The organism is Natribacillus halophilus (genome assembly GCF_900100185.1).
In the GTDB taxonomy this organism is placed as follows: domain Bacteria; phylum Bacillota; class Bacilli; order Bacillales; family Marinococcaceae; genus Natribacillus; species Natribacillus halophilus.
The window spans coordinates 1-26,322 of the sequence record NZ_FNEN01000016.1 but is presented as its reverse complement, the minus strand read 5'-3'; the positions used below and the strand labels follow the sequence as shown (position 1 = coordinate 26,322).

Genomic DNA, 26,322 nt, shown 5'->3' with positions numbered 1-26,322 from the left:
GTGATAAAATATGGCAGTTACATCTCAAGTATACGAAGGCTATAGTGTCATTAACGGGAAGCAACATGATGGAGAAGCAACAACCATCCACAACCCTTCGAATACAGCCGATCGCGTTGGTATTCTTCATGACGTTTCCAGTCATGTCGTCGAAGAAGCGACTGAAGTAGCTAAACGAGCACAACAAGAGTGGGCCTCTCTTTCTGGGTTGAAAAAAGGGGCTACGCTAGAAAACATGGCTGTAAAATTAGAAGAAAACAAAGAGGATATCGCTACCTTGGCTAGCTCTGAAATGGGAAAACCCATCAAGGAAATGAAGGGAGAAGTGGCCAGAGGTATCCAATTGCTACGTTACTACGCTGCGGAAGGGAGTCGTTCGGACGGGGATGTCATTCCAGCTACAGATCCTCAAGTACACCAGTATTCAAAACGAGTACCCCTCGGTGTTGTAGGCGTCATTACACCTTGGAATTTCCCTGTGGCTATCCCTATTTGGAAAATGGCTCCTGCCTTGATTTGTGGGAATGCTATTGTTTGGAAGCCTGCCAAACAAGCGGCACTCACAGCCTCTAAATTAATGAATGTTTTTCAAGAGGTGTTACCATCCGGTCTGATAAATATGTTGATTGGTTCTGGGCGTCAAGTAGGGAATACGCTCCTTGAAAAAGCTAACATTGATGCCCTTAGTTTTACAGGGTCGACGGAGACGGGGATGCATGCAGCAGCGATTTGTGCCTCGCGCAATATTAAATATCAGACCGAAATGGGCGGCAAAAATGTGGCAGTCGTCCTGGAGGATGCGGATCTTGATAAAGCAGTATCGGCCATCCTCAGTGGAGCCTTCACATCCGCTGGTCAAAAATGTACCGCAAGTAGTCGCATTGTGGCGGATAAGAAAATCATGCCGGCATTAAAAGACAAACTGAAGACAGCCGTAGCGGGTCTACGTGTCGGTGAGGCGCTTGATGAGCAAGCCTTCCTCGGTCCGGTATCTTCAAAAGACCAATACGAAAAGATCAATGGATACGTTTCATTAGCCAAAAAAGAAGCGAATGTTGTGGCAGAAGCTCAAACCATAGCCAGTGATTATGAAGGGTATTATATCCACCCGCTCATCGTTGATGGTGTAGATGCGAACCACACGTTAGCTCAAGAGGAAGTTTTCGGGCCATTTGCGGTTCTTTTGGAAGCGGAAGATTTTGACGAAGCCATTGAGATTGCGAACCATACGGATTATGGCTTGAGTGCATCGATTTTCACCAATGATTTGAATCGCTCACATCAATTCCTTGAGCGTTCAGAGGCTGGGATGGTACGTGTGAACCTTGAAACGGCTGGTGTCGAATTTCAAGCACCTTTCGGGGGCATGAAAATGTCCAGTTCTCATACAAGGGAACAAGGACAGGCGGCTTTGGAATTCTATAGTGAAACGAAAACATGCGCGATTAAACACGGATAACAAGTAAATAACCACCGATGATATTAATCATCGGTGGTTTAGTTAATATTCTCTGTCTATTGGAACTATCCTAGTTACCTACAAAATATGAATAAATCGATCAAAAAGAAGGAGAGATATTTTGATTACATGTGGCCTTGTAGGAGTTGGTCAACTGGGTGCAGCATTAGCTCGACAGCTCGAAGGTGAGAGCGTACATATTCGGGCTTATCACCCAAATTCACAAAAAGCAACCGAATTTGCCAGGCGTTTTTACAAAGTCCGAGCAGTTGAGTTAGCCGAATTATTTGGGCAATCGACGATTTTATTGGCGTTGCCAGCTGATGGAATCATTCCTTTTTTAAAAAATGCACAGAAAACAATTCAAAATGATGTACAACCAACTTTCGTCAACTTATCAACACTCGTTGATACGAAAGAATTACAAAAAGAATTTCCTGACCTGCAAATATACGGTGTGAAAATCATTGGTCATGCAAATGATTTGTATGAACACGGGGAGGGGTTATTTGTGTCAGAACCCCCACTAGATGCAGAAGGATTTCGAGAGGTTCGCTTTTTATTTGATAAAATCGGAACACTGTTAGAAGATAAGGAAGATGTGGTTGCTGAGGTGAATCGTCTTGCGGTTAGGAAGACACTCGAAGCCTGTATTAGCTTTGAAAAAGAGGCTGGGGCAAAGAATTACCCAGAGACTTATAGTAAAAAGGCTATGGACACGATTTTCCCACACATAATCGAGCATTATAAGGAAGGTACGCTTGAAGGATTTGCGCTTCAAGTGCTAAATGAAATTAATGCAGAGAATAAGAAATGATAATAAGAAGAATCGGGAACATAGATCCTCTTAAAAATTGAAAAGCTCATCCAAAAAGGTGAGCTTTTCAAGATTATTGAGTTTTCTTAGTTTTATAAAGCGACTCCCGACTAGATATAACATGTGGATGAAACTGTATGGTCGCGGCAGCACGTCTCGATTCTACTTCTTGTAAAGCTTCGTTAATCTTTCCGTTGATCATACGTGCCCCTAATGATTTTGCGATAACCAAACCAGCGATAGTCCCTTGAGAGATAGCTACTTTAGCACTCTCAATTCCTGTTATATTACCAGCCACGTATAATCCGGAAACAGCAGTTTCCATCTTTTCATTATGCACAGGCACGTAGCCACCAAGAGCATCTTCATGGATAAATTTGCATCCTGCGATGGCAGCGAGTTCCGCGAGTGGAGATAACCCGCCTGCAATACAAACAAAATCAACATCTATATCATGTGTAATTGCATTACGCAACTCTCCTTTGCGATTGACTTTTGCTACTCGTATCCCTTCAACTTGATTTTTCCCCTTTATTTCTAAAGCCGTTCGTCTTAATTGCAAAGGGATTCCCCAAACGCCCATCCCTTTTTCCGGGTAAAATGCTGTAACGAGATTTTTTGCGAGTCTTCCTTTTACAAAAGGGGCGCCTCGGTGCATTAATACCGATGGCGCTAAGTGTGAAAAACGGAGCAAAGAACTGAGAACTTCTTGAGGCACACCCTCACTTTTAGAAAGAAGATGAGGAGGCGGCAAAAGCATTCCCGCCACATCAACACCCGCAAGTTGCAACTCCCGAGCGATTGCAAACGAGAGTACATTCACCCCTATCACAACGCCACGTTCACCCGGTTGTATACGTTGCACATTTGTCAAAACTTGTGCTGCGCCGATCGACATCACACCTGGGAGTGTCCAACCTGGAATCGGGGTTGGGCTTTCAGTAGCGCCCGTAGCTATTAATACTGCTTGGCTTTCCCAATTCCCTTGATCCGTGTAGGTGACCCACTTTTTGTTGACTTTTTGTAGGTCATAGACCGAAGTGCTGCAGTGAATAGTAATATGTAAGGATTCTATTTGCTCCAGTAATTTCTCAGTCTCCTCAATACCATTCCACCATTCACCGTCGGGCTCCTGATGTAATTGCCCAAGGAGTCGGCCGCCGGGTTGATAGTATTCATCAACGATTTCCACATGTAACCCATGTTGTGCCGCGGATATAGCTGCTGATAACCCCGCAGGACCTGCTCCGATAATCATAGCATCAAGCATTCTCCTCACCTCCATGTTTTAATGGTTGAGGGAGTTTCTTTCCGCTGGTTATCACCATATCTTCTTCAACCAATGTTAAACATGCTCTTATTCCTGGATAATCATTGACCGTAACTCGACATTCAAAACAATGGCCAATATTGCAATATATACCTCGGGGGCTCCCGCTCTCTTCATGGTAACGGAGTGTACGTATTTGATTGGCAAGCAAGGCAGTAGCGATAGTATCCCCTTTATATGCCGATAATGTTTCACTGTTAAATGAAAAAGAAATTTCTTCATTGGTGGATAAATTTTCCAGTATTGGATGAGTGTAGATACGTTTATTCATCGCTTAACCCTCCCCATACACCAAAGGGAACAGGGCGTATAGGAGGCTGATATTTTAACGGAATGGTTTCGGTTTCGTAATTTTTTTCATTATCTCCCGCGGTCGCGATTTGCTCAATCATCATTCGACAACTTCTTCCGCCACAAACACCCATCCCTGCCCGTGTCCTTAGTTTTAATTCTCTGGAAGAGCAGTGATATTGATATGCGGTTTTTTGTAAAGTTTCCAGACTCACTTCTTCACAACGACAGACTATTAAAGTAGACATAAACAAAACCTCCCTCATCACTTAAGTGCAAAAAAGATGCCAACATTCATTCAAGGTTATGTTTTTGCAACTTGTTGTAGAGTGTTGCGCGACTAATACCGAGATCGGTAGCACAGCGTTGTTTATTAGAATCCGAACGTTTTAACGCTTCGATTAATAGTTGACGTTCGTGCAAATCCATAGAAGCTTGCAATGTCTGTGGTTGTCCATTGGATTCATTGTTCATTGGAACTGACTCTTGCTTGGCAAGGAAAGGTAAATCTTCCATAAACGCTTCTCCATCATTAGAAAAAACGACGAGGCGTTCTAAAGCATTGCGTAATTCCCGTACATTTCCTTTCCAATTGTGTTTCAACAGTGCGTTCATGAATTGAGGAGATAAATCTGGAATGGGTTTATGGTATCGTACAGATAATTCATATAAAAAGTGATGAACGAGTTGAACAATATCTTCTTTACGCTCTCGTAATGGTGGGATGGTTAAATTCACAACATTCAATCGATAGTATAAGTCTTCGCGAAAAAGGCCTTCTTCCACGAGTTGATCAAGATCCCGGTTGGTAGCAGCGATCACTCGGAAATTTGCTTGAATCTCTAAAGAACCTCCGACGGCAAAGTACTTTTTATCCTGTAATACGCGTAATAATTTCACTTGCATATCTAAAGGCATTTCAGCGATTTCATCCAAAAACAGTGTTCCATTGCGTGCTAATTCGAACTTACCTTTTTTCCCTTTTTGATCAGCGCCTGAGAAAGCCCCCCGTTCATAACCAAACAATTCACTTTCAAATAAAGCATTTGGAATAGCTCCACAATTTATGGCTATGAAAGGGCTATCCTTGGTTTCCCGCGTTTCATGAATCGCTTTTGCGAAAAGCTCTTTGCCAACCCCGCTCTCACCTAAAATCAAAACCGACACATCTGTGTATCTTAATTTTTCAATCATACGTTTCGTGTGTTCTAAAGGGGGGCTTTGTCCCTTGATTTCTCGGAAAGGATCGTCGCTTGGTTGAAGCGTTTGTAAATTTTGTTCTAAACGATGGATGCGTTCCGATGCCTGCATTAATTCGCGGTTTAATTTAACTTGACTGGTTATATCGGTTTCAGAAGCGACAGCGCCAACAATTTTGCCGTTAACATACACCGGTGAAGTATTGATTAAAACAAATACATTCTTCCGAGGGAGATGATGACTTTGTTGCAATGTTTGGCCTCTATACAAGGCATCGGTGACGGCAAGCTTATCTTCTTCGAAATGATTTGTGATGTCATCGCCTTGAATTTTTTCATGAGGAAGAGAAAAGATTCTTTCCGCTCCTTCTGTCCAGAGAATAACCTCCCGCTTATCATTAATAACCGTCACGGATGCCTCGCTTGTTTTAGTAATAGTCGTAAAATAGGAAAGTAATGTTTGGTAATGATGTACCAATTGCGGAAGCATTTCGTTTACCGATAAATACCCCTTAATCTCATCATGCTCAGCGACAAGTACAACCGAATATTCATAAAGGGCATGAGCCGCCACATGAAATTCCACAGAGTTGTCAATAAGCGTCGCTTGCTTGAGGAGGCCATCTGTAATCATATAGTAATTATTATTATAATTGACAAAACCATTTTTAATCTCTTGCAATTGTTCCCAATTGTTAATTTCAAGTAAGTCAATATCAGTGTTCAAAAATTGGTTTACATCCAAATGAAACTGTTTCATGATACAACTCCTGTTAAATAATTTAGACATGCATGTCTATTTTTTTAGTCACCGATCAATTTTATCATACCATACTGTTTATATTAGCTGCCAAAATTACAATAAAAAAAGTATGGTTGCCAATTGGCATGAACATTGCATTATTAGAGATAGTGAGTCAGAAAGGAGGTTCTTCTTGTCGGATACGAATACAGAAATTGCTATTATTGGTGGAGGGATTATAGGAGCTGCAATCGCTTATTATCTTGGGAAAGCTGGAAACACGGTTACAGTTCTTGATCGAGGCGACGTAGCTAGTGGGACATCTTCCAAATGTGATGGCAATATTCTAGCCATTGATAAAGATCCGGGATTCGATAGCCAAATGTCCTTGCAAAGTCAACATCTGGTCAAAAAATTATCGGAAGAATTAACATTACCTTTTGAATACAGAAATCCGGGGAGTATTCTTGTGTGCGAATCAGAACAGGAAATGGAAGCTGCAGAAAAATGGGTTCAACTACAGAAGGATGCCGGACTGCCTTTTCGGATGCTTGATCGGGAGGACATTCACCAGGAATCTCCTTACTTCTCTGACCATCTGCCGGGAGGCCTTGAGTGTGCATCCGATGCAACTGTGAACCCGTATTTGCTCACTTATGCTCTTATGGAAGAAGCAATGAACTTTGGGTGTCAACTACACACTCATACTGAGGTCAAAGACATTCAACATCTAAATGATTGGCATTTTAAAATAGATACAACAGATGGGGCAGTACATGCCCAAAAGGTTGTAAATGCCGCTGGTGTATGGGCGCGAGAAATTGGAGCAATGGTCGGTTTGGATATTCCTATTTATCCCCGAAAAGGACATATCTTAGTATCCTCACGCTCCCAACCTGTTGGAGAAAGAAAAGTGATGGAGTTCGGATACTTGATGTCTAAATTTGGCGGTGAACGGCAAGTTGATGAAGAAACAGAACGATACGGTGTAGCGCTTGTCTTTGAACCGACGGAGAGCCAAAACTTTCTCATCGGAAGCAGCCGAGAATTCATTGGTTTTGATAGCGCTGTCAATCATCGTGTCGTACAAACTATTGCGCGACGCGCGATCCGCTTTTATCCAGGAATAGAAGATATGCTGATGATTCGCGCATATACGGGCTTTCGTCCCTGGACGGAAGATCATTTACCGATTGTATCTAAAGTGGATGATATGCCCGGTTTCTATGTTGCTGCTGGTCATGAAGGTGACGGAATCAGTTTGGCAGCGGTAACAGGTAAGCTTGTTTCAGAAATGATTAACGAAGAAAAGGGATTGATTGTACCCCCGGAACCTTTATCTCTACAACGATTTCAGAAAAAGGTGACGCAATAATGAAAGCAGATGGCGTTTTTTTCACTATAGATACACATACAGGAGGAAATCCGACCAGAACAGTTCTTAGTGGGGTTCCGAAATTAAAAGGAAAAACCATGGATGAAAAAATGTTGGAAGTTCAAAAAGAACATGACTGGATCAGGCGGTTACTGATGTATGAGCCGCGTGGACATGATGTAATGTCAGGCGCACTCTTAGTAGAACCATATCACCCAGAAGCGGACTTTGGCGTTATATTCATCGAAACCGGAGGTTATCTTCCGATGTGTGGCCATGACACTATAGGGGTTTGCACTGCTCTTGTGGAAACCGGAGTAGTACAAGCGACTTCTCCTGACACGTGGATCAATTTGGATACCCCAGCTGGTCTTGTTCAAGCAAAAGTCGAAATTGAAAATGGAAAAGCTAAGGCAGTTGAGTTCAAAAATGTTCCTGCATTTCATATGGAAACCGTTAATGTCAATGTAACTGATATTGGTGCAATTTCCTGTGACATTGCATATGGGGGAAACTTTTACGCGATTGTAGACGCTGACTCTCTCGGATTACGCCTCACACCAGAAAATGCTCCGGAAATTGTTGATAAAGGCATTAGGATTCGTAATGCTGTGAACGAAAACGTCATTATCCAGCATCCTGAAAAACCATTTATTCAGGGCGTAACCCATGTTGAATTTTTTACAACTCCGGACAATCCGAAAGCCCATGTGAAAAACACAGTCATTGTTCCTCCAGGAGGTATTGATCGTTCTCCATGTGGAACAGGGACTTCTGCTAAACTTGCGAACCTTCATCATTATCAAAGGTGGCAAAAAAAGGACACATTTGTACATGAAAGCATTGTAGGCTCACTATTTGAAGCACGTATTATTGAAGTTGAATCTTTTGATACGCACAAATCTGTAACAACAATGATTAAGGGTTCAGCTTGGCTCATGGGTATGCATCAATTTTTCCATGATCAAGACGATGTAGCTGGGAAAGGATTTTTACTCGTTCCTCCTATGAATGGCCATAGTTAGAAATGAATAAGGAGAAAATTTGATGCTTGATTTAAGCAACGTATTAACAACTACAGATGTACATGTCGCGGGAAATGCCATACGAATTTGGACTGATATTAATGTTATAGGAACGACAATGCTGGATAAGCAAGTCTATGGGGAAAGACACTTAGAGGCGAAGAGAAAACTGCTTTTACGTGAACCGCGGGGACATAGGGCAATGACCGGCTGTATCATTACCGAGCAAGTTAACCCAGAAGCTAATTTTGGACTCCTTTTTATGGACCAGGGAGGATTTCGAAGTTTTTCCTTGTCAGGAGTAGCCGCTGCTATTTCTTATCTACATGAAACAGGAAAAATGCAAAGGGATACTGTTTATGTTGACACAGCTGATGGCTTGGTGGAAGCTACTATACAACCTGGTAACAGAGATGTGAAAGTTATCCTTCACACGCAGGCTCTTGTACATGAAGAAAAGGTTCTCTTGCCTATTTATCAAAACAACGAAGAAGCAAATCTTGTAACCATTGGTAAACGAAATTATGCTGTTCTTCCATCTGATATCCTACCGTTTCCTTTGGATGCGACAGGGATGAATGAGTTGAAACAGCTGGCAGCAGAGTTAGATTATAACTGGCCATCCCACTTGAATCTAGAAGGTATAATTGTTTCGGAGGAGGGAGAGGAAGGAGATCGATTAATTACAATCCTACAATCACAAACGATTAGCCGTTCTCCATTGGAAGGGGCAATAGCGCAAGTAGCGATCCAGGCAAAGAATGTAAACATAGAAACCCAGAGTTCTTGGTCTCCGCTAGGGTTATCTGGTGAGTCGATAACAGTATCACTAGATCATACAGAAGGTGAATCAATGGTTGCGAGTATCGAATTGACACCAAAAGTGTTAAGTATGAATCGATTTGTGTTAGACCCGGATGACCCACTGTATGAAGGGTTTCTAATTTAAACATAATGTTTTGTCATAAAAATAATAAAAATAAAGTCGTGGTAATAAGTGCAAAATTTTATTAAAGGTGGAATAAGAATGAGTCGTTACCACTTAGGAGTCGATATTGGTGGTACCTTTACTGATGTCGTTCTTTTAGACAATGAAACTGGAAGATACACAACAGCTAAGTCTCCTAGTACTCCTAATAATTTGTCCAACGGAGTAATCAATGGAATTAAAAAATTAGTTACCGATCTAAGTGAAGTTGATTTTTTTGTACATGGAACTACCGCTGGTATAAATGCTTTGTTGGAAAGAAAAGGAGCGAAAATGGCTTTAGTTGTAACTAAAGGGTTTAAGGACTTATATGAAATTGGGAGAGCAAATCGCCCGGAAATTTATAATATCCAATACCGACAACCTGAAAAGTTAATCAGCCGAAGACATATTATAGAGGTAGAAGAAAGGATGTCAGCTGATGGCAGTGTTGATAATCCTTTAAGGAAGAATGATTTAGAACAATTAGTAGAATCCTTAGAAAATCAGGATTTTGATTCTGTTTCCATTTGTTTAATTCATGCCTATAAAAACCCCGATCATGAAAAAATGATAAAAGAGTACCTGCAAGAGAGATTACCTACAATGTCAATTTCTCTTTCTCATGAGATGGTAAGAGAGTGGCGGGAATATGAGCGTATAAGTACTACTGTTATTAATGCTTATGTTGCCCCTATAATTGAAGATTATTTGGAGAAGCTTGAAAAAGAGGCCGAATTGAATGGTCTAAGGAGTAATCTTCATATAATGCAATCGAACGGGGGTGTTATGACCGCTGAAGTAGCTAAAGAAATTCCAGTGCAAACATTAATGTCCGGCCCTGTGGGAGGCACGATTGGTAGTATTGAGGTTGGGCAAAATAGCGATCATCAAAATCTCATATGTGTGGATATGGGAGGAACTAGTTTTGATGTCAGTTTAGCTGTCGATGGTGAGCCCGATGTTACTGCTGAAGCCGAACTTGAAAAATTCCCTATCATGACTCCGATGGTTGATATTCACACAATAGGTGCAGGTGGAGGCTCCACCGCCTGGGTTGAAGGGGGCGGTTTGAGAGTCGGGCCTGAAAGCGCAGGCTCTGATCCTGGCCCTGCATGTTATGGAAAAGGTGGTAACAGAGCAACAGTTACAGATGCTAATTTGATTTTAGGTAGAATTGATTCTGAAAGTTTCTTAGGGGGTGATATGTCACTAGATGTAGATGCTGCATACAAAGTGATCGAGGATATAGCAAATAAGTTAGGCTTAAGTATAGTGGAAACAGCTGAAGGGGTATGTGATATTGCCAATGCAAAAATGGCAGATGCAATTCGAACATTAACTGTGAGTAAAGGCATCGATCCGAGAGATTTTGCGTTAGTAGCCTTTGGTGGAGCAGGACCATTGCATGCCATGTTTATAGCTGAACATTTAGGAATAAATAAAGTTAAGATACCTGCTATCGCTGGAACATTTTCGGCTTGGGGCATGTTGCAAACAGATATTCGCCATGATGATGTGAGAACTTATGTGTCTGTATTGGATGAAAGTGATGTAACTGAAATGAATGGTTTATATGAAGAAATGAAAATAAGTACTAAAGAGATTTTATCACAACAAAAAATTCAAGAAGAAGATATGCTATTTCAGTGTTTGGCTGATTTACGTTATGCAGGACAAGAATACACAGTTACTGTTCCTCTGTATACCACCATTGTTGAGGAAAAGTCGTTAGAAGAGCTAAAAGAAAGCTTTCATGACAAGCATTTCAATATTTATGGACATAATAATCGTGATGGTATCGTGGAGATTGTTAATCTTCGTTTGATTGCTACTGGATATATTGATAAAGCAAAACAGGGAAAGAATTTAGGTGCAGCAGAGAAAGAAGCATTTCCAATTCAAACGAAACCGGTAATATGGGAAAACAAAAGAAAAAACACAACAGTATATTCGATAGATGATTTATTTCCAAGCCACAAAATAACTGGACCTACTATAATCGAAACACCAAGTTCTACCATTGTAGTTCCAGAAAATTTTGTAGTAGAGGTAGATAACTTTGGCAATTTGGAATTAACGAGGGGGGAATGAAGAGTGAGTTTAGAACAAAATTTAAAAGAAAACCCAATTACAACTGAAATTATTAGAAATGCATTAATATCAGCAGCTGAAGAAATGAATGAAAGTCTAGCTAGAAGCTCGTACTCTCCTATTATTTATGAAATGAAGGATTGTAGTGTCGGTATCTTCAACGAAAACGCTGAGTTGCTGGGTCAGTCTTCAGGTCTCCCGTTTTTTTTAGGAAATTTAGATGAATGTATTAATCTTACGACAAACTATATAGGGGGAAAAGATAAATATTCTCCAGGAGATGTTTATCTATTGAATGATTCTTATCTAGCCGGTGCTCATCTGAATGATATGACTGTTATCTCCCCAATTTTTTATCAAGAGGAACTCGTAGGCTTTTCGGCTACACGAGCCCACTGGTTGGATGTTGGAGCTAAGGATCCGGGCTCCCCAACAGATGCTACAGAAATTTATCAAGAGGGGATTCGTATCCCTCCTACAAAAATTTATAGCAAGGGAGAGCCTGTAAAAGATGTTATTGATCTTATAACAATGAACAGTCGTTTTCAAGGATCAGCATTAGGAGATTTAAATGCCCAAATAGCAGCCTGTAGGACTGGAGAAAGGAGATTCAATGAAGTTATAAACAATTATGGTTTGGAAAAGGTCAGACGTGCAGTAGATGATATCTTTAAGCAGTCTGAAATTATTGATCGGGATAATATAGCAAGCATTCCCGATGGAATTTACGAAGAAGAAGGTTATTTGGATAATGACGGGGTGACTAATGACCCTGTGCGTGTAAAGGTAAAAGTGATTGTTGAAAGGGAGAATATAAATATAGACTTAACTGGAACTAGCCTACAACGTACAGGTATGACCAATTGTGGTAAAGCTCAAACTATATCTGCATGCAGAGTTGCTTTTAAGCATTTAATTGGATCAGAAAGTCCGGTGACTGGTGGAAATTTCAAAACTATGAAGGTTTTCGTTCCAGAACGTACAATTATGAGTGCAGAAGAACCTGCTGCTTGTGGATGGTATTTCACACCATTAGGATTGTTAATTGATCTTGTGATTAAGGCCCTTTCGCCGGTTTTGAAGGATCAAAGCGCAGCGGCTCATTATGGAGATTCAATGGTTATTACACTATATGGTTCTGATAATAGAGAAGATACTTCCTTTTTATATGTAGAGCCCACTGCTGGTGGATGGGGTGGATTTGCAAAAGACGATGGACAATCAGGTCTAATCAACAATGCAAATGGAGACTTCAAAAATATGCCAGTAGAAGTATTAGAGGGAAAGTACCCGTTAAAGTTAAAGCATTATGGATTACGCAATAATTCAGGAGGTCCTGGAAAAAGTAGAGGGGGTTTAGGAGTAATTAGAGAGTATGAAATTTGTTCTGATGATGCTTCGTTAACTTTATGGTTTGAACGGTCGATAACACCGGCTTGGGGGTTATTTGAAGGACAATCGGGTTCGCCACCTAACGTAACTGTTCAGAAAAATGACAGTGTTGAATCTATGCTAAAAGTTAGCGGGAAGTCACTGGAATCAGGTGATATAGTAAAAGTAGAAACAGGTGGAGGCGGCGGATTTGGACCTCCTTTTCATCGCACGCCAGAGTTAGTACGCGAAGATGTACTAGACGGCTATATTGATACAAATGATGCTCTTAATGAGTATGGTGTCGTTTTAACTGAAGACTGGGAAATCGATTATGAAGAAACACTAAACCAAAGAAATAAGTGAAATGATCAAAGCTACTAGTTAGTCCTATGTCCATTTTAAAAACAATAGCTACGAAACCATTCTATTTCATCAAAAGAAGATTAAGGTTCCTAAAGTGTTGCACTAGATAATGGCTGATTGAAAATGACACAAAGCTTAGAATATGAAATAAAACAAACATGGCGCTTCGCGAAACCGCACTGAGAATGAAAACGAGGTTTGAAGCGTTATGTTTGCATCCATAATGGAAATAGCCAAGGACAGTGCCCGTACTACGAAACCCTTTAAAAATACCATTAATTAAACTGTAGGTATCGATCTTTCGTATCCCACTGTAGACACGCTTAGGTCACCACTTCTTACGATGAGATAGAAATCGAAACAAACCTCTCAAATGTCGCTGGCCCAAAGGTGAATTTTACATGATTTATTATTTAGACGAGGAGTTGTTTTAATGTCTAATATGATGGACAAGGACACGGTGTTTACACCAGCTTCTGAAAAGGACAGAGCCCACTGGTTAGTGCCTGCTACCATTTTCGGGGGTTTGGAGTTTGCCGTTCCAGTCATTATGGTGGGGGCAACACTTGCTGGAAGTTTTGGCCTGACAGATATATTCTTTATCCTTTTAGTTGCACTAGTGATAATACAGTGGATAGGAAATGCTATTCAAGGATACTTAGGGGCTAAGACGGGAAGGCCTGCATCTGTCATCGCTAGAACAAGTTTTGGATCTCTACAGGCGAGGTTTATAGTAGGTTTTGCTCTTATATTACTCAACGCTGGATGGTTTGGTATAAATACTGCTACTGCGGGAAACGCTATGTCTGTCATATTTGGAATTAATTATAATGAACAATGGATACTTTGGGCAGTGTTAACACTAATAAATGGCCTCATCTTCGCCGCTCCAGCTATTATAGGTTATAATTCTATGAAATGGACGGACTATATTGCGGTTCCTGCTGGCCTGTTACTCGTCATATCCGGTGTCTATTTTGCTGTTAGTAGTGCCGGAGGGTGGCAAGCTGTTCTTCAATGGGATCCTGATCCTTCCATAACGTTTTTTGGTGCTATAAGTTTAGTTCTAGGAGCGAATGTAGCTCAATGGTTAATAGCTTCTGATTTTACAAGACATTCAAAGCCCACCATAAAAGATCAAACTTTAATTCCTTTAGGAATAGTAGTTATCGGATTGATATTTTTTATGACCGGTGCAGTGATGTCGGTAGGTGTAGGCGATGCAGATATTGTAAACGTTATGCAAGACCTTGGATTTCCTTTTTGGGGCTTTCTTATATTATGGTTGGCATTATGGACTAGTCAATTAGTTTCTAGCTATTCAATAGGTCTGGCTGCATCCAGCATGTTTAATATTGATTCTGGTAAAGGGAGAGCCCTATTAACTTTAATAGGATCATTAGGAGGTGTCCTGTTAGCATTAGTAGGTATACTAGATTTCTTTGAGGAATTTCTTGTAATTTTAGCGGTTATCTATCCAGCCATCGCAGGAATCATGTTTGCAGATTTCTTTTTTATACGTAATAAAAAGTGGATTGATAAACTTGGATGGAATTGGGTTGCTACTGGGGCTTTAGTTCTCGGTATAGGAGTGGGTTATATAACCGAATATATTTATCCTATAGGCATACCTGCACTTCAATCATTATTTGTTTCGATGATTTGTTATTATGCAGGAATGAAAATTAAAGCTAATGTAAAACCAGATCAGTTTACAAAAGAGATGTATCATGAAAAAGAAGATACTAATGTAAATATATAAAGCTTAAGTGATTTTTCTCTTTGAAACCTAACAATTACAAGAATAATAATATTGTTACTGTGTAAAATTTGAACAATCAAAAGGGGGGTTATTTTGACGAAGTTCATATTCCAAAGAATTTTTCAAATGATTTTTATTTTGCTAGGAGTCTCTTTTATTGTTTTCTTTAGTATGCATATAGCCCCGGGAGATCCTGCAACTTTTATAGCTGGAGAAGAAGCACCTCCAGAAACAGTTGAACAGATAAGAGAAGACATGGGACTTAATGACCCTTTCTTCGTACAATATGGGGACTATATGGCTGGTCTTATTCAGGGAGATTTAGGTTACTCTTATCAGACTAGCCAGAATGTTGGGGAAGCTATTCTGCTTAGGTTGCCGAATACTGTGAGGCTGATAACAGCCGGTTTGACTGTTGCAGCAGTTCTTGGTATAGCGATAGGTATAATTGCAGCTTTAAGGCATAGATCCTGGCTTGATTACACCGCTACTTCGTTTTCATTACTAGGTCTGTCTATTCCAAATTTTTGGTTGGGAACGATGGCTATCTTGGTATTTGCTGTAATTTTGCAATGGGTTCCGGTTGGAGGATTTAACTCTCCTTGGTTTACATTCGAAGGTATTCAAGAAACTATAATACCTGCTTTGACTCTTGGATTAAGTTCTGCTGCAACCATTGCACGAATGACTCGTTCAGAAATGTTGGAGGTGTTGGGTTCTGATTACATTAAAACTGCTAGGTCAAAAGGGGTTCGGGAAATAAAAGTTTATATGGTTCATGCTTTGCGAAATGCTATGATCCCGACCATTACGGTTCTAGGGCTTAGTTTTGGAGTATTAATGGGAGGGACTGTAATCCTTGAGGAAGTGTTTGCTATTAACGGAATTGGACGATTGCTAGTAGATGCAATTCAACAAAGGGACTTTCCAATGGTTCAAGGAGGCGTGCTTCTAATTGCTGCTACTTTTGTGATTATAAACCTAATAGTTGACTTGCTTTATATAATTATTGACCCACGTATTAGTTATGGGGAATAAGGAGAAAAAGTTCATGTTTAGGGGGAGAAAAATGGGTAAATCACACGCAGAATTAGAAGGTACACAAATAGTAGAAAAAAAACAACCTAGAAGCTTATTGAATGAAGCTATTCGACAAGTACTCAGAAATCGACTAGCACTAATTAGTTTAGTTGTTATTTTGATCCAAATTTTCATGGCTATATTTGCCCCATGGATTGTTGCACATGACCCCCTAGCTCAAAATTTAAGTGCAACGTATCTTTCTCCAGGAAGTGATGGGCATTGGCTAGGAACCGACCAATATGGACGGGATGTATGGAGCCGTATGGCACATGGTGCTCGGATTTCCCTGTTTGTAGGAATCTCTGCAACGGCTCTTGGTTTAATTGGAGGAACCATTCTAGGTCTTACCGCCGGTTATTTCAGACGTCTAGATGGGATTATAATGCGTATTCTTGATTTAATGTTTGCGTTTCCGAATATCTTGCTGGCACTTTTGATTGTAGCCATTCTCGGACCAAGCATTGTAAATACCATCATTGCACTTTCAATTTGGGCGATTCCAAGTATTGCGAGAATTTTACGGAGTAGAGTATTGACTGTGAAGAAACAAGAATTCATAACAGCTCAAAGATCAATAGGGGCAAGTTATCCAAGGATTCTATTCAAGCATATTTTACCAAATTGTACTGCTCCTTTAATAGTTGTCGGAGCAATGGAAATTGGTACAGCAATATTAGCGACTGCTGCTTTAGGATATTTAGGGCTTGGTGCGCAACCACCAGCACCTGAATGGGGGGCGATGGTTTCGGAAGGACAAGAGTATATGTTTAATGCGCCACATCTTGTGCTTATCCCTGGGATAGTAATAATGATATCTGTATTTGCCTTTAATCTTTTTGGAGATGCTTTGCGCGATGCATTAGATCCAAAAACAGATATTAATAAGTAATTAGCGTATTAATTGGATTGAGGAACTAACCGAAGTAGTAAGATAAGTGATTGGAAGTGAGGGAGAGTATCCGTGCAGAATTCGAATGAAAATTTATTAAGAGTAGAAGAATTAAAAATTGAATTTTCATCATCGAAAGGACCAACAAGAGCTGTTAATGATATTACTTTCAACGTTAGTAAGGGAGAGACAGTTTGTATTGTAGGTGAATCGGGGAGTGGAAAAAGCATAACCCTTTTATCCATTATGAAATTGTTAAGTAAAAATGGTGAGATTACCAATGGTAACATCCACTTTCAAGGCAATAATATGAGGAATCTCTCTAATAAGCAGATGCGTAAAATTAGAAATCAAGAAATTTCGATGATTTTTCAGGATCCAATGACCGCGCTTAACCCTGTGTTTACCATAGGGTATCAAATAACAGAAACAATATTGAATCACTCAGGATTATCAAAAAAAGCCACACATGAGCGGGTGATAGAATTATTAACTCTAGTAGGGATACCTGCCCCCAAGCAAAGGATAAAACAGTACCCGCACGAATTAAGCGGTGGGATGAGGCAGCGTGTGATGATCGCAATTGCTTTATCCAACAACCCCAAATTACTCATTGCCGATGAGCCAACGACAGCTTTGGATGTAACTATTCAATCCCAAATCCTAGATCTAATACAAGATTTAAAAGAAAAATTTAATATGGGGGTTCTGTTTGTTACTCACGATATGAGTGTTGTAACTGAAATTGCTGATCGAATTTTAGTGATGTATGGGGGAAAAATTGTTGAGGAAGGAACTGTGGAAGATGTAATGGTGAATCCTAAGCATCCATATACAGAGGGCTTATTAAACTCTGTTCCAGATATCAACCGTCCAGATAGACCATTGGAACCTATCCCCGGTTCACCTCCAAGTTTGGACGATGACATTCCAGGATGTCACTTTCACCCCAGGTGTAAGTATGCAATGGAAGAATGTAGTATCGAATATCCAAGTACTTTTACCATTGATTCAGATCACCATGTAAATTGTTGGTTACAAAAGACGGGTGAATGGTCTCATCATGTAAGTGAAAGTGAGGTTCTATATGATAGCCAATGAGCGACCATTATTAGAATTAGAGGGTGTAAAAAAGTCCTATCCCATTAAAAGAAAATCGCTTACTTTTAAAAAAGATTATATACATGCCGTTAATGGAATTACCTTGGACATTATGGCAAGAGAGACTTTAGGTGTCGTTGGAGAGTCGGGGTGCGGTAAATCAACCCTTGGTCGAACCATTTTGCAATTAGAAACTTTGAACGAAGGAAGTGTGAAATTTAAGAGTCAAGATGTCAGTAAAGTATCAAAAGCAAAGAAAATGCAACTTAAAAGGGATATGCAAATGATTTTTCAGGATCCGTATGCCTCTCTTGATCCAAGACAAAAAGTCGGTCGTGCTCTTGAAGAACCGTTATTGATTCATACAAAGAAGACTAAATCTGAAAGGCAAACCAAAGTTAATCAGTTATTGAAAGAGGTGGATTTAACTGAAGAACATGCAGAACGTTATCCCCATCAGTTTAGTGGGGGACAGAGACAACGTATTGGAATAGCCAGGGCACTTGCTCTTGACCCACAGTTTATCGTTTGTGATGAAGCCGTTTCTGCTCTCGATGTGTCAGTTCAAGCACAAGTGATCCAGTTGTTTCAATCACTTCAAGAAAATCATGATCTAACGTATTTGTTCATCTCACATGATCTTAGCGTTATACGTTACATTTCAGATCGTATACTCGTAATGTATCTAGGAAATATGGCCGAATTAGCGCCAGCAAACGTATTATACAACTACCCAAAACATCCATATACGAAAACTCTATTATCAGCAATTCCTAGTTTTACGGTAAACGAACGCAAAGAACGGTTAAAACTAAAAGATACTGATGAGAAAAACGGGCCGGTTACAGGGTGTCCCTTTGAGCCTCGATGCCCAATGGCAAAAGATCACTGTAAAACCCTTATTCCAGAATGGCGTGAAATTAATCCGGGTCATTTTGTTGCCTGTCATGAAGTGTGATAAGGGATTACGTATACAGGAGGTGATATTATGCTGTCTGAAACATTTGATTGATAAGATGTAATAACGTTGTAGTTAGAAGTGTTTTAACAAACTTATTTTTGAAAGGGTGAAAAGAACATGCGTTTGTTTCGGGGTCACTTCTTAGTAAGCCTTTTTATGTTGATGCTTCTTGTAGGATGTAATGGAGAAGCGGAAACCACTGAGGATGAAGCCGATGATGAAGCTGGAAATGATGTTGAACAGGAAATGACGTTTGCAATGACTGATGATCCTGTGGGACTTTCGCCAATTGGGACTTGGGATACGATTTCTGATTTGCCTGTTGAACAAATGTATGATCGATTGTTTGAAAGGGATGCTGAGACAGGGGAAATTGAAGCCTCGATCGTAGAATCATATGACAATGTGGATGACGAAACCTGGGTTTTTGAATTAAGAGAAGACATTGAATTTCACGATGAAACGCCTTTAAATGCTGAAGCTGTAGTGTATACATTTGAAGAATTCGTGGATTCTGACAACGCAAATCCAGGTGCTCATGTTTTGGATTTTATGGAAAGTGTTGAGGCCACTGATGAATTTACAGTGGAGCTTACAACAGATGGCCCTTCATCAAATGTACTGCCAGCCCTTGCCAATCGCAGCACATCAATTATTAGCCCTCAAGCAGATCAGAATCAGGATCTTATGGAAGAGCCGGTAGGATCGGGACCATTCGAATTTGAAAGTTGGGACCAAGGTGATAGTTTGGAAATGACACGTAATGAAAATTACTGGGGTGATGAACCAGCTTTGGAACATATTACTTTTTTAACAGTACCAGATGAATCAACTGCTCTGTCAATGTTAGAAACTGGAGAAGTAGATTTAGTAGAAGACATAGATTCAGAGCAGATGGATCGTGTGGAAGGTATGCAAGATGTAAGTATCACTGATATAGAAGGAACAGCTGGATATTGGTTATCCTTCAATATGGAAGAGGCACCGATGGATGAACTTGAGTTTCGGCAGGCAGTTGCAATGGGGGTGGACATCGAAAGTTACATGACACAGCTTGAAGGAGTGGCTTTTGAATCTAACTCCTTATTTGGTCCAGGCGTTCCTGATTATGATGAATCGATAGAAGATGCAGGTTATGATTATGATCCAGAGGCGGCTCAAGAACTCGTTGAAGAAAACAGCTACGATGAGTATGAAGTAGATTTGTACACTTCTGATCGAAGTGCTTACCAGCGTATGTCAGAAGTTGCACAAGCTCAGTTGGCAGAAATTGGTCTTGATATAAACATTGAAATGATGGATTGGGAAACTATGTTAGATGTCACCGCTGATGCACAGCAGGATATGTATGCCTTAGGATCTAGTAACTCTATGAATGGTCTAGAAACTCTCGATGGTTATTTTCATAGTAGTAGTGTAGGTGCCAACAATAGGGCGCAATATGCTAATGACGATTTTGACGCTATTGTGGAGGAAGCGGGTGCAACAATAGACGAAGAGGACAGACAGGAGTTAGTTAATGAGGCGCATGAGCATGTCATCGATGAAGCGTTGATTATTCCAATGCATCACGATATTAACATACTTGCACACAACGATTCATTGCAAGGGGTGGAACTTCACCCAGACGTTATTTTCTCATTGGAAGATGCTTATATGGAATAGATGATAGAAATAGAGGGAAGGAAGAGCCCTTCCCTGTTTTCCTTTTAATATTGGCGAGAGGTGTTATAACTTCACTGAGTATAAAAGATATCGTTAGTTTTGAAATACCATATGCCTATAATAAATATCATAACGATTAACGACAAATAGATCCAAGGGGAAGAATTTAAATAAATTTGGGAGGAAAAAAATGAATTTACTATCACGATTGAGGGACTCCTTCGAAACTTTAAATATAGATGGAATTCTCGTTAATAGTTCTACAAATCGTCGTTACCTCACAGGTTTCACTGGCACTGCAGGCATAGTATTAATTTCCAAAAATGATGCAAGACTGCTTACAGATTTTCGCTACACAAAGCAAGCTGAAGAGCAAGTAGATGAATTCACAGTAAAGCAAATTGAAAAAAATAATACCTCAGAAATAGCAAAGCATTTACAAGAGATGGGGATAGCTAAACTTGGGTTTGAAGAAGAACATCTAACATATGCCCAGCATAAAAATTTTCAAAATACGTTTGCTGCAAAGTTAGTTCCTACAAAACTATTTGTCGAAAGCTTTAGAATGCAAAAATCTAGTCAAGAAATTAAATTTATCAAAGAAGCAGTAAATGTAACTGATGAAGCATTTAACCATATTTTACAAGTGATTAAAATTGGGATGACTGAACAGGAGGTAGCAAATGAACTTGAACAGTATATAAAGACCGCCGGGTTCGCTCCCTCAAAAAGCTCGATGGTGGTTGCATCCGGAGCCCGATCTGCTTTACCACATGGAATAGCAAGCGATAAAAAAATAGAAAATGGTGATATGGTTACTATGGACTTTGGAGCACTAAGTCAAGATTATTGTTCTGATATGACCCGTACTGTTTCAGTTGGAGAACCTCCTTCTCAACTTAAAGAGATTTATTCAATTGTTCATAAGGCACTTGCAGAATGTTTAAATTCACTAAAACCAAATCTAACGATTAAAGAATTAGATCATATTATACGGGAACCTATAGAAAAAGCTGGGTATGGAGAAAAATTTGGCCATGGTGCTGGTCATGGTATTGGATTGGATGTTCATGAAGAATTATTTATTACAAGTAACTCTACCAAACGTTTACTTCCCAATATGGTGATGACAATTGAACCGGGCATTTATATCCCGGGACTTGGTGGAGTACGAATCGAGGATGATGTGCTTATAACAGAAAATGGATGTGAAGTATTAACAATGTCTCCGAAAAACTTAATCGTTCTTTAAATATTTTATAAGAAGGGGTATCGATGGACAATCAATACGAAAAACGCATAAACCGGATAAAAGAACATTTGCATCAAACGAATATGAATGTAGCTCTTATCACTTCTCCAAAAAATGTCTATTATTTAACGGGTTTTTTTACCGAACCTTTTGAACGCTTCATGGCTCTTGTGATAGATAATCGTCACAATGAGGTTTATTTATTTGTTCCTGCTTTAGATAAAGATGCAGCTAAAAATGCTGCCATTGTAGGTAATGTCATTCCCATCGAGGACAGTGAAGACCATGTACAAATATTGGCAGATTTTTTAAATCCGAATTTGCTGTCCATTGGTATAGAAAAGGATCACATTAGTCTGCAACAATATGAAGACTTATCTGTTACATTAAATGATACCTCTTTCTATGACATTGGGGCATATATCATGTCTTTAAGAGTAATAAAATCCCAAGATGAAATTCATAAAATTAAAGGTGCAATCAAAGCTATTGAAAAAGTTATGGAAAAAGGAGAAGAAAAAATTCGGTTTGGAATGTCCGAGCTTGATTTAGTGTCTGAACTTGAGTATCACATGAGAAAAAATGGGGCAGAGGGACCGTCTTTCCCAACCATTGCTTTATTTGGGGAAAATTCAGCATTACCACATGGAAAACCTGGTTCTCGATATATTCGTAAGGGTGATTTTGTGTTAATTGATATGGGTGTGATAGTGGATGGGTATTGTTCCGATATTACCCGTACTTTTTTGTTTGGGGAAGGGACTGCAGAAAAACACACAATTTATAATATAGTAAAAGAAGCAAACGAAAAAGCAATAGAGGCAGTCAAAATTGGTGAGCCATTAGGTGTGATTGACGAGGCTGCTCGTTCATACATTATTGAAAAGGGATACGGAGATTATTTTAACAACCGCATTGGGCATGGTTTAGGTATAGACGTACATGAAAAGCCCTCACTTCATAATCAAAATGATAACAAGATAGAACCTGGTATGGTGTTTACCATAGAGCCGGGAATATATCTCCCTGAATTTGGAGGAGTACGTATTGAAGACAACGTGTATGTTAAAGAGTCGGGAGGGGTCGAAGTATTAACTACTTATCCAACTGATTTAAAAATTTTATAAAAACATTATCAAGTACATGCTCTACATCCCCCCTTTTCGTTAAAATAATAAAAAGGAGTTCCAAAAATGACAACTGATTCAACTGAAAGAAAGATTCGATTGCCAAATGGTCTAGAAGTGTTGGGAATCTTATTAGTCTTTATTGCCATTATGTTCTTATCGTTGGCTGTATTTGACATCCCGATTCAAATGGCATTAATTTTAGCCTGGACAGCGATTATTTTGTTTGGACTTTACCTGGGGCATAATTATTATTCAATGCAAGATGGGATCCAAGAAGGGATTTCCAGAGGGCTTGAAGCCACGTTGATTTTAATCACTGTTGGAGCAATCATTGGTACATGGATTCTTGGAGGAGTTGTACCAACTCTAATTTATTACGGAATAAACATGATTCATCCGGTAATTTTCCTGTTTGCTGCAATGGTTGTATGTGCTATTACCAGTCTTTGTACAGGTACTTCGTTTGGGACCGCAGGTACTGCAGGGGTTGCTATGATAGCAGTTGGCCAAAGTTTCGGTATACCCCTTCCATTAGTTGCAGGGGCTGTGATTTCAGGAGCTTATGTAGGCGACAAACTCTCACCGTTGTCAGATACTACAGTCTTGGTTTCATCTTTAACAAAAGTCGACATCGTGGAACACATTAGATCGATGTTATTTGTTAGTCTACCTGCTTTTGTTATTGCTAGTATTTTGTTTATCATTGTCGGTATATTTTATGTCGGGGGCACTGTTGATATGAGTCAAGCTCAAGAGACGATGTTCGCACTAGAAGAATTTTTCAATATTCAGTGGTACATGTTGATTCCCGCAATGATTGTTGTTGCTCTTTTAGCTATGAGGAAACCTCCGATTCCAACGATTGCTTTTGGTGCTTTACTGGGTGCGATTTGGGCTGTATTGTTCCAAGGAAGATCCATCTATGACTCGTTTATGGCCCTTTATGAAGGATATGCTGTAGAAACGGGTTATTTAATCATTGATGAACTTTTGAATACAGGCGGCATTGAGTTTATGCTTGACGTTATTCTCTTAATTCTTCTCGCTCTTGGTCTAGGAGGTCTTATGGAAAAGACAGGAATCCTCCAAACACTGACCAATATGCTAGCTTCATGGGCAAACAGTACTGGCAAACTATCATTGAGTACAATGTTAACTGCATTTTTTGGTAACTTTTTTGGTGGAGCTGCTTATGTATCAAGCATTACCGGAAGTAAAATTACGGAAAAGAATTATGAGCATATGAATGTGGATAAACGTATATTGGCCCGTAATACAGAAGCAGGTGGAACAGTTATGACACCACTCGTTCCCTGGACTGACGGTGGAGTGTATATGGCAGCAGTTTTAGGGGTTAGTACTATGTCATACTTATCTTTTGCCTGGTTCAATATACTCGTAGTAATTATATCGCTTATTTACGGTTTCACAGGCTGGTTTATATGGAGAACTGGTGAACAATCTAACGAATCAATACCAGTGGAGTCAGATAAAGATGTTACATCATGAAATGGGGGCTTGGGATGAAATTAAATAAATTAGTACACACGGTTGATGCTCATGCAGAAGGCGAACCATCGAGAATTGTTGTGGGTGGAGTAATAGATGTACCAGGAGAAACAATGTTTGATAAAAAAATGTATTTAGAAAACTATAATGATGAATTTAGAAAGTTTCTAATCCACGAACCGCGTGGCAGTACTGTATTACATGCAGACCTGGTTTTACCTCCGACAAATTCAATGGCTGATGCGGGATTTATTATAATGGAAGCTACAGATTATCCTCCAATGTCTGGAAGCAACACCATTTGTACTGTAACTGTTTTACTTGAAACCGGGATGCTCCCAATGGTTGAACCAATTACTGAAATTACTTTAGAAAGTCCAGCGGGATTAATTAATGTAGAGGCACATTGTAAAAACGGAAAATGTGAAAGAGTTACATTTACTAACGCTCCCTCATTTGTAACACATTTAGATGAAAAAATTACAGTTCCTAGGTTAGGTGAAGTCAAAGTAGATGTAGCATACGGAGGAGCATTTTTTGTTTTTGTAGATGCAGAGTCTTTAGGGTATAAAATTATTGATGAAGAAGCTGGAGAGCTATCACAACTTGGTGAAGAAATAAAAAGGGCTGCAGCTTCTCAACTTCCTATTGCTCATCCTGAAAATGAAGATATTCATACAATCAGCTTTACAACTTTCACAGCGCCCCCTTTGGTTGGAGGACAAGGAAGAAACGCTACTATTGTTAGTCCGGGAAGAGTGGACCGTTCCGCTTGTGGTACAGCTACTTCAGCAAGATTGGCCATTTTGCATGCAAAGAATGAATTAGGAATAGAGCACGAATACGTACACGAAAGCATTTTAAATACAAATTTTGTTGGTGAAATATTAGAAGAAACTGAAGTGGGACCATATCCAGGAGTCATTACATCCATTTCAGGAAGAGCATGGATTACCGGTACACATCAGTTGAGTGTTGATCCGAGCGATCCATTCACAACAGGAATAACGTTGCCTGATTTATGGGAAAGGTTCTAAGTCCGGACGTGGTAGTATTGTGAAAGGGGTAGAATAATTATGTCGGAACATACCACCTTAACAATAAAAGAGAAAATTGAAGTTTATGTCTTATTGTATGATGAACAAAACTCATTAGAAGAAGTTCTAAATAAATACAACATACATGTGTTTGATTTGTATGAGATCATTAACTTTGTAGAAAACATGTTTGAAACTTCTTTGAAATTAAAGGGGCAAAAGAATCAGGACATCAAAAGACTAAAAAGAATATTAATACAAAAAACATTTGATTGGCCAAGTTTTGAAGATGATAAAAATACTAGGAATAATCAACAGAATTTATTTGAAATCATAGAATGGACCCACAGCCCCGGCTTGTCTCAACAACTAGCCTGTCTAGTGTTAACACAAAGTCCTATGGAAAAAGCAGTCGAAGAAAATTCTACAATGGTTGGCAATGGAAGCATCGATAAAATGTAAGGGTTTACAATGAATAATATAGCCAGTATCATTATAATCAAAGTTAATGATGAAAACTGCTGAGAAAAGAAGGGACAGTTTTTTATGGGTTTAAAACCCGTAAGAAGCTGTCCGTTCTTTTGTTTTCAGTATGTGGGACTCGTCTTCGACAGTCATGGGCACATTTTGTGCTCTTTTTTTATGCAGAATCCTGATATATCAAACGTTTATCCCCTGTGGACAGAGTAAAAATCCCACTTATTAATAGGCACACATTTGTGGATAATTAATCTTTACTTTCAGGTATATACGTGCTATGATATAGGCATGTACTTACGAAAAGTGAAACGCACAAATAAAGATGGTAGCCAAGTCACGTACCTGCAACTGGCGCACAACGAATGGGATCCGAAGGCCAAATATGCGAAAGCGAAGGTGATTTACTCGTTTGGGCGG

22 protein-coding genes are annotated in these 26,322 nt (G+C 39.6%); 18 read left to right on the top strand and 4 right to left on the bottom strand.

The window, feature by feature from the left end:
* Positions 1-10 precede the first annotated feature (10 nt).
* Together BLS58_RS14045 and BLS58_RS14040 are read left to right on the top strand one after the other, a co-directional pair.
* Entirely contained in the window at positions 11-1,459 is a 1,449-nt protein-coding gene (locus BLS58_RS14045; protein WP_090399428.1) for an aldehyde dehydrogenase family protein, read from the top strand.
* Positions 1,460-1,580: 121 nt separating this feature from the next.
* The gene (locus BLS58_RS14040) at positions 1,581-2,276 is read left to right on the top strand and encodes an NAD(P)-binding domain-containing protein (protein WP_176764762.1); all 696 of its coding nucleotides are present in this window, start codon (positions 1,581-1,583) and stop codon (positions 2,274-2,276) included.
* Positions 2,277-2,349: 73 nt separating this feature from the next.
* Here BLS58_RS14040 and BLS58_RS14035 read toward each other — a convergent pair whose 3' ends face one another.
* The 4 genes from BLS58_RS14035 to BLS58_RS14020 are packed head-to-tail and all read right to left on the bottom strand — an operon-like array spanning position 2,350 to position 5,856.
* Positions 2,350-3,546, bottom strand: a complete 1,197-nt coding sequence (locus tag BLS58_RS14035) for an NAD(P)/FAD-dependent oxidoreductase (protein ID WP_090399426.1) — start codon at positions 3,544-3,546, stop codon at positions 2,350-2,352.
* Positions 3,539-3,877, bottom strand: a complete 339-nt coding sequence (locus tag BLS58_RS14030; RefSeq protein WP_090399425.1) for a (2Fe-2S)-binding protein — start codon at positions 3,875-3,877, stop codon at positions 3,539-3,541. The genes BLS58_RS14035 and BLS58_RS14030 overlap by 8 nt, the downstream gene beginning before the upstream one ends.
* Positions 3,870-4,145, bottom strand: a complete 276-nt coding sequence (locus BLS58_RS14025; protein ID WP_090399424.1) for a (2Fe-2S)-binding protein — start codon at positions 4,143-4,145, stop codon at positions 3,870-3,872. Before BLS58_RS14025 ends, BLS58_RS14030 begins: the two co-directional genes overlap by 8 nt.
* Before the next feature lie 46 nt (positions 4,146-4,191).
* Positions 4,192-5,856, bottom strand: a complete 1,665-nt coding sequence (locus BLS58_RS14020) for a sigma-54 interaction domain-containing protein (protein WP_176764761.1) — start codon at positions 5,854-5,856, stop codon at positions 4,192-4,194.
* Between the two features lie 175 nt (positions 5,857-6,031).
* On the opposite strand from BLS58_RS14020, the gene BLS58_RS14015 reads away from it, so the two are divergent.
* The 16 genes from BLS58_RS14015 (at position 6,032) to BLS58_RS13940 (ending at position 25,887) form a co-directional block, all read left to right on the top strand.
* Positions 6,032-7,213 carry an NAD(P)/FAD-dependent oxidoreductase gene (locus tag BLS58_RS14015; RefSeq protein WP_245723183.1) on the top strand — a complete coding sequence of 394 codons (1,182 nt, stop codon included), beginning with the start codon at positions 6,032-6,034 and terminating at the stop codon, positions 7,211-7,213.
* Entirely contained in the window at positions 7,213-8,238 is a 1,026-nt protein-coding gene (locus BLS58_RS14010; RefSeq protein ID WP_090399422.1) for a proline racemase family protein, read from the top strand. The genes BLS58_RS14015 and BLS58_RS14010 overlap by 1 nt, the downstream gene beginning before the upstream one ends.
* A 22-nt stretch (positions 8,239-8,260) precedes the next feature.
* On the top strand, positions 8,261-9,187 hold the full coding sequence (locus tag BLS58_RS14005; RefSeq protein WP_090399421.1) for a proline racemase family protein: 927 nt from the start codon (positions 8,261-8,263) through the stop codon (positions 9,185-9,187).
* 78 nt (positions 9,188-9,265) lie between these two features.
* On the top strand, positions 9,266-11,299 hold the full coding sequence (locus BLS58_RS14000; RefSeq protein ID WP_090399420.1) for a hydantoinase/oxoprolinase family protein: 2,034 nt from the start codon (positions 9,266-9,268) through the stop codon (positions 11,297-11,299).
* 3 nt (positions 11,300-11,302) lie between these two features.
* Complete coding sequence (locus BLS58_RS13995) at positions 11,303-13,036, top strand: hydantoinase B/oxoprolinase family protein (RefSeq protein WP_090399419.1); 1,734 nt, start codon at positions 11,303-11,305, stop codon at positions 13,034-13,036.
* Positions 13,037-13,469: 433 nt separating this feature from the next.
* Positions 13,470-14,798, top strand: coding sequence for a purine-cytosine permease family protein (locus BLS58_RS13990; protein WP_090399418.1), 1,329 nt, complete (start codon positions 13,470-13,472; stop codon positions 14,796-14,798).
* 93 nt (positions 14,799-14,891) lie between these two features.
* Positions 14,892-15,836, top strand: coding sequence for an ABC transporter permease (locus tag BLS58_RS13985; protein WP_090399417.1), 945 nt, complete (start codon positions 14,892-14,894; stop codon positions 15,834-15,836).
* A gap of 31 nt (positions 15,837-15,867) precedes the next feature.
* The gene (locus tag BLS58_RS13980) at positions 15,868-16,770 is read left to right on the top strand and encodes an ABC transporter permease (RefSeq protein WP_090399445.1); all 903 of its coding nucleotides are present in this window, start codon (positions 15,868-15,870) and stop codon (positions 16,768-16,770) included.
* A 72-nt stretch (positions 16,771-16,842) separates the two neighbouring features.
* Positions 16,843-17,871, top strand: coding sequence for an ABC transporter ATP-binding protein (locus tag BLS58_RS13975; RefSeq protein ID WP_090399416.1), 1,029 nt, complete (start codon positions 16,843-16,845; stop codon positions 17,869-17,871).
* Positions 17,858-18,829 carry an ABC transporter ATP-binding protein gene (locus BLS58_RS13970; protein WP_090399415.1) on the top strand — a complete coding sequence of 324 codons (972 nt, stop codon included), beginning with the start codon at positions 17,858-17,860 and terminating at the stop codon, positions 18,827-18,829. Before BLS58_RS13975 ends, BLS58_RS13970 begins: the two co-directional genes overlap by 14 nt.
* A gap of 120 nt (positions 18,830-18,949) precedes the next feature.
* Positions 18,950-20,497 (top strand): ABC transporter substrate-binding protein, encoded by a 1,548-nt coding sequence (locus tag BLS58_RS13965; RefSeq protein ID WP_090399414.1) that lies wholly within the window; start codon positions 18,950-18,952, stop codon positions 20,495-20,497.
* 190 nt (positions 20,498-20,687) lie between these two features.
* Positions 20,688-21,749 carry a M24 family metallopeptidase gene (locus BLS58_RS13960; protein WP_090399413.1) on the top strand — a complete coding sequence of 354 codons (1,062 nt, stop codon included), beginning with the start codon at positions 20,688-20,690 and terminating at the stop codon, positions 21,747-21,749.
* Between the two features lie 23 nt (positions 21,750-21,772).
* Positions 21,773-22,876, top strand: coding sequence for a M24 family metallopeptidase (locus BLS58_RS13955; RefSeq protein ID WP_090399412.1), 1,104 nt, complete (start codon positions 21,773-21,775; stop codon positions 22,874-22,876).
* A gap of 66 nt (positions 22,877-22,942) precedes the next feature.
* The gene (gene nhaC, locus BLS58_RS13950) at positions 22,943-24,388 is read left to right on the top strand and encodes a Na+/H+ antiporter NhaC (protein ID WP_090399411.1); all 1,446 of its coding nucleotides are present in this window, start codon (positions 22,943-22,945) and stop codon (positions 24,386-24,388) included.
* 14 nt (positions 24,389-24,402) lie between these two features.
* Positions 24,403-25,425, top strand: a complete 1,023-nt coding sequence (locus BLS58_RS13945) for a proline racemase family protein (protein ID WP_090399444.1) — start codon at positions 24,403-24,405, stop codon at positions 25,423-25,425.
* 39 nt (positions 25,426-25,464) lie between these two features.
* Positions 25,465-25,887: a hypothetical protein gene (locus BLS58_RS13940; protein ID WP_090399410.1), complete on the top strand. Its 423-nt coding sequence runs from the start codon at positions 25,465-25,467 to the stop codon at positions 25,885-25,887.
* The last annotated feature ends 435 nt before the right edge of the window (positions 25,888-26,322 follow it).

Bases quoted from the DNA above. Each gene is read 5' to 3' on its own strand.
- BLS58_RS13960 (WP_090399413.1), top strand. From the start codon at position 20,688: ATGAATTTACTATCACGATTGAGGGACTCCTTCGAAACTTTAAATATA.
- BLS58_RS14020 (WP_176764761.1), bottom strand. From the start codon at position 5,856: ATGAAACAGTTTCATTTGGATGTAAACCAATTTTTGAACACTGATATT.
- BLS58_RS13970 (WP_090399415.1), top strand. From the start codon at position 17,858: ATGATAGCCAATGAGCGACCATTATTAGAATTAGAGGGTGTAAAAAAG.
- BLS58_RS13980 (WP_090399445.1), top strand. From the start codon at position 15,868: ATGGGTAAATCACACGCAGAATTAGAAGGTACACAAATAGTAGAAAAA.
- BLS58_RS13940 (WP_090399410.1), top strand. From the start codon at position 25,465: ATGTCGGAACATACCACCTTAACAATAAAAGAGAAAATTGAAGTTTAT.
- nhaC (WP_090399411.1), top strand. From the start codon at position 22,943: ATGACAACTGATTCAACTGAAAGAAAGATTCGATTGCCAAATGGTCTA.
- BLS58_RS14025 (WP_090399424.1), bottom strand. From the start codon at position 4,145: ATGTCTACTTTAATAGTCTGTCGTTGTGAAGAAGTGAGTCTGGAAACT.
- BLS58_RS14010 (WP_090399422.1), top strand. From the start codon at position 7,213: ATGAAAGCAGATGGCGTTTTTTTCACTATAGATACACATACAGGAGGA.
- BLS58_RS14045 (WP_090399428.1), top strand. From the start codon at position 11: ATGGCAGTTACATCTCAAGTATACGAAGGCTATAGTGTCATTAACGGG.
- BLS58_RS13955 (WP_090399412.1), top strand. From the start codon at position 21,773: ATGGACAATCAATACGAAAAACGCATAAACCGGATAAAAGAACATTTG.
- BLS58_RS13990 (WP_090399418.1), top strand. From the start codon at position 13,470: ATGTCTAATATGATGGACAAGGACACGGTGTTTACACCAGCTTCTGAA.
- BLS58_RS14000 (WP_090399420.1), top strand. From the start codon at position 9,266: ATGAGTCGTTACCACTTAGGAGTCGATATTGGTGGTACCTTTACTGAT.
- BLS58_RS14005 (WP_090399421.1), top strand. From the start codon at position 8,261: ATGCTTGATTTAAGCAACGTATTAACAACTACAGATGTACATGTCGCG.
- BLS58_RS14035 (WP_090399426.1), bottom strand. From the start codon at position 3,546: ATGCTTGATGCTATGATTATCGGAGCAGGTCCTGCGGGGTTATCAGCA.
- BLS58_RS13965 (WP_090399414.1), top strand. From the start codon at position 18,950: ATGCGTTTGTTTCGGGGTCACTTCTTAGTAAGCCTTTTTATGTTGATG.
- BLS58_RS14030 (WP_090399425.1), bottom strand. From the start codon at position 3,877: ATGAATAAACGTATCTACACTCATCCAATACTGGAAAATTTATCCACC.
- BLS58_RS13945 (WP_090399444.1), top strand. From the start codon at position 24,403: ATGAAATTAAATAAATTAGTACACACGGTTGATGCTCATGCAGAAGGC.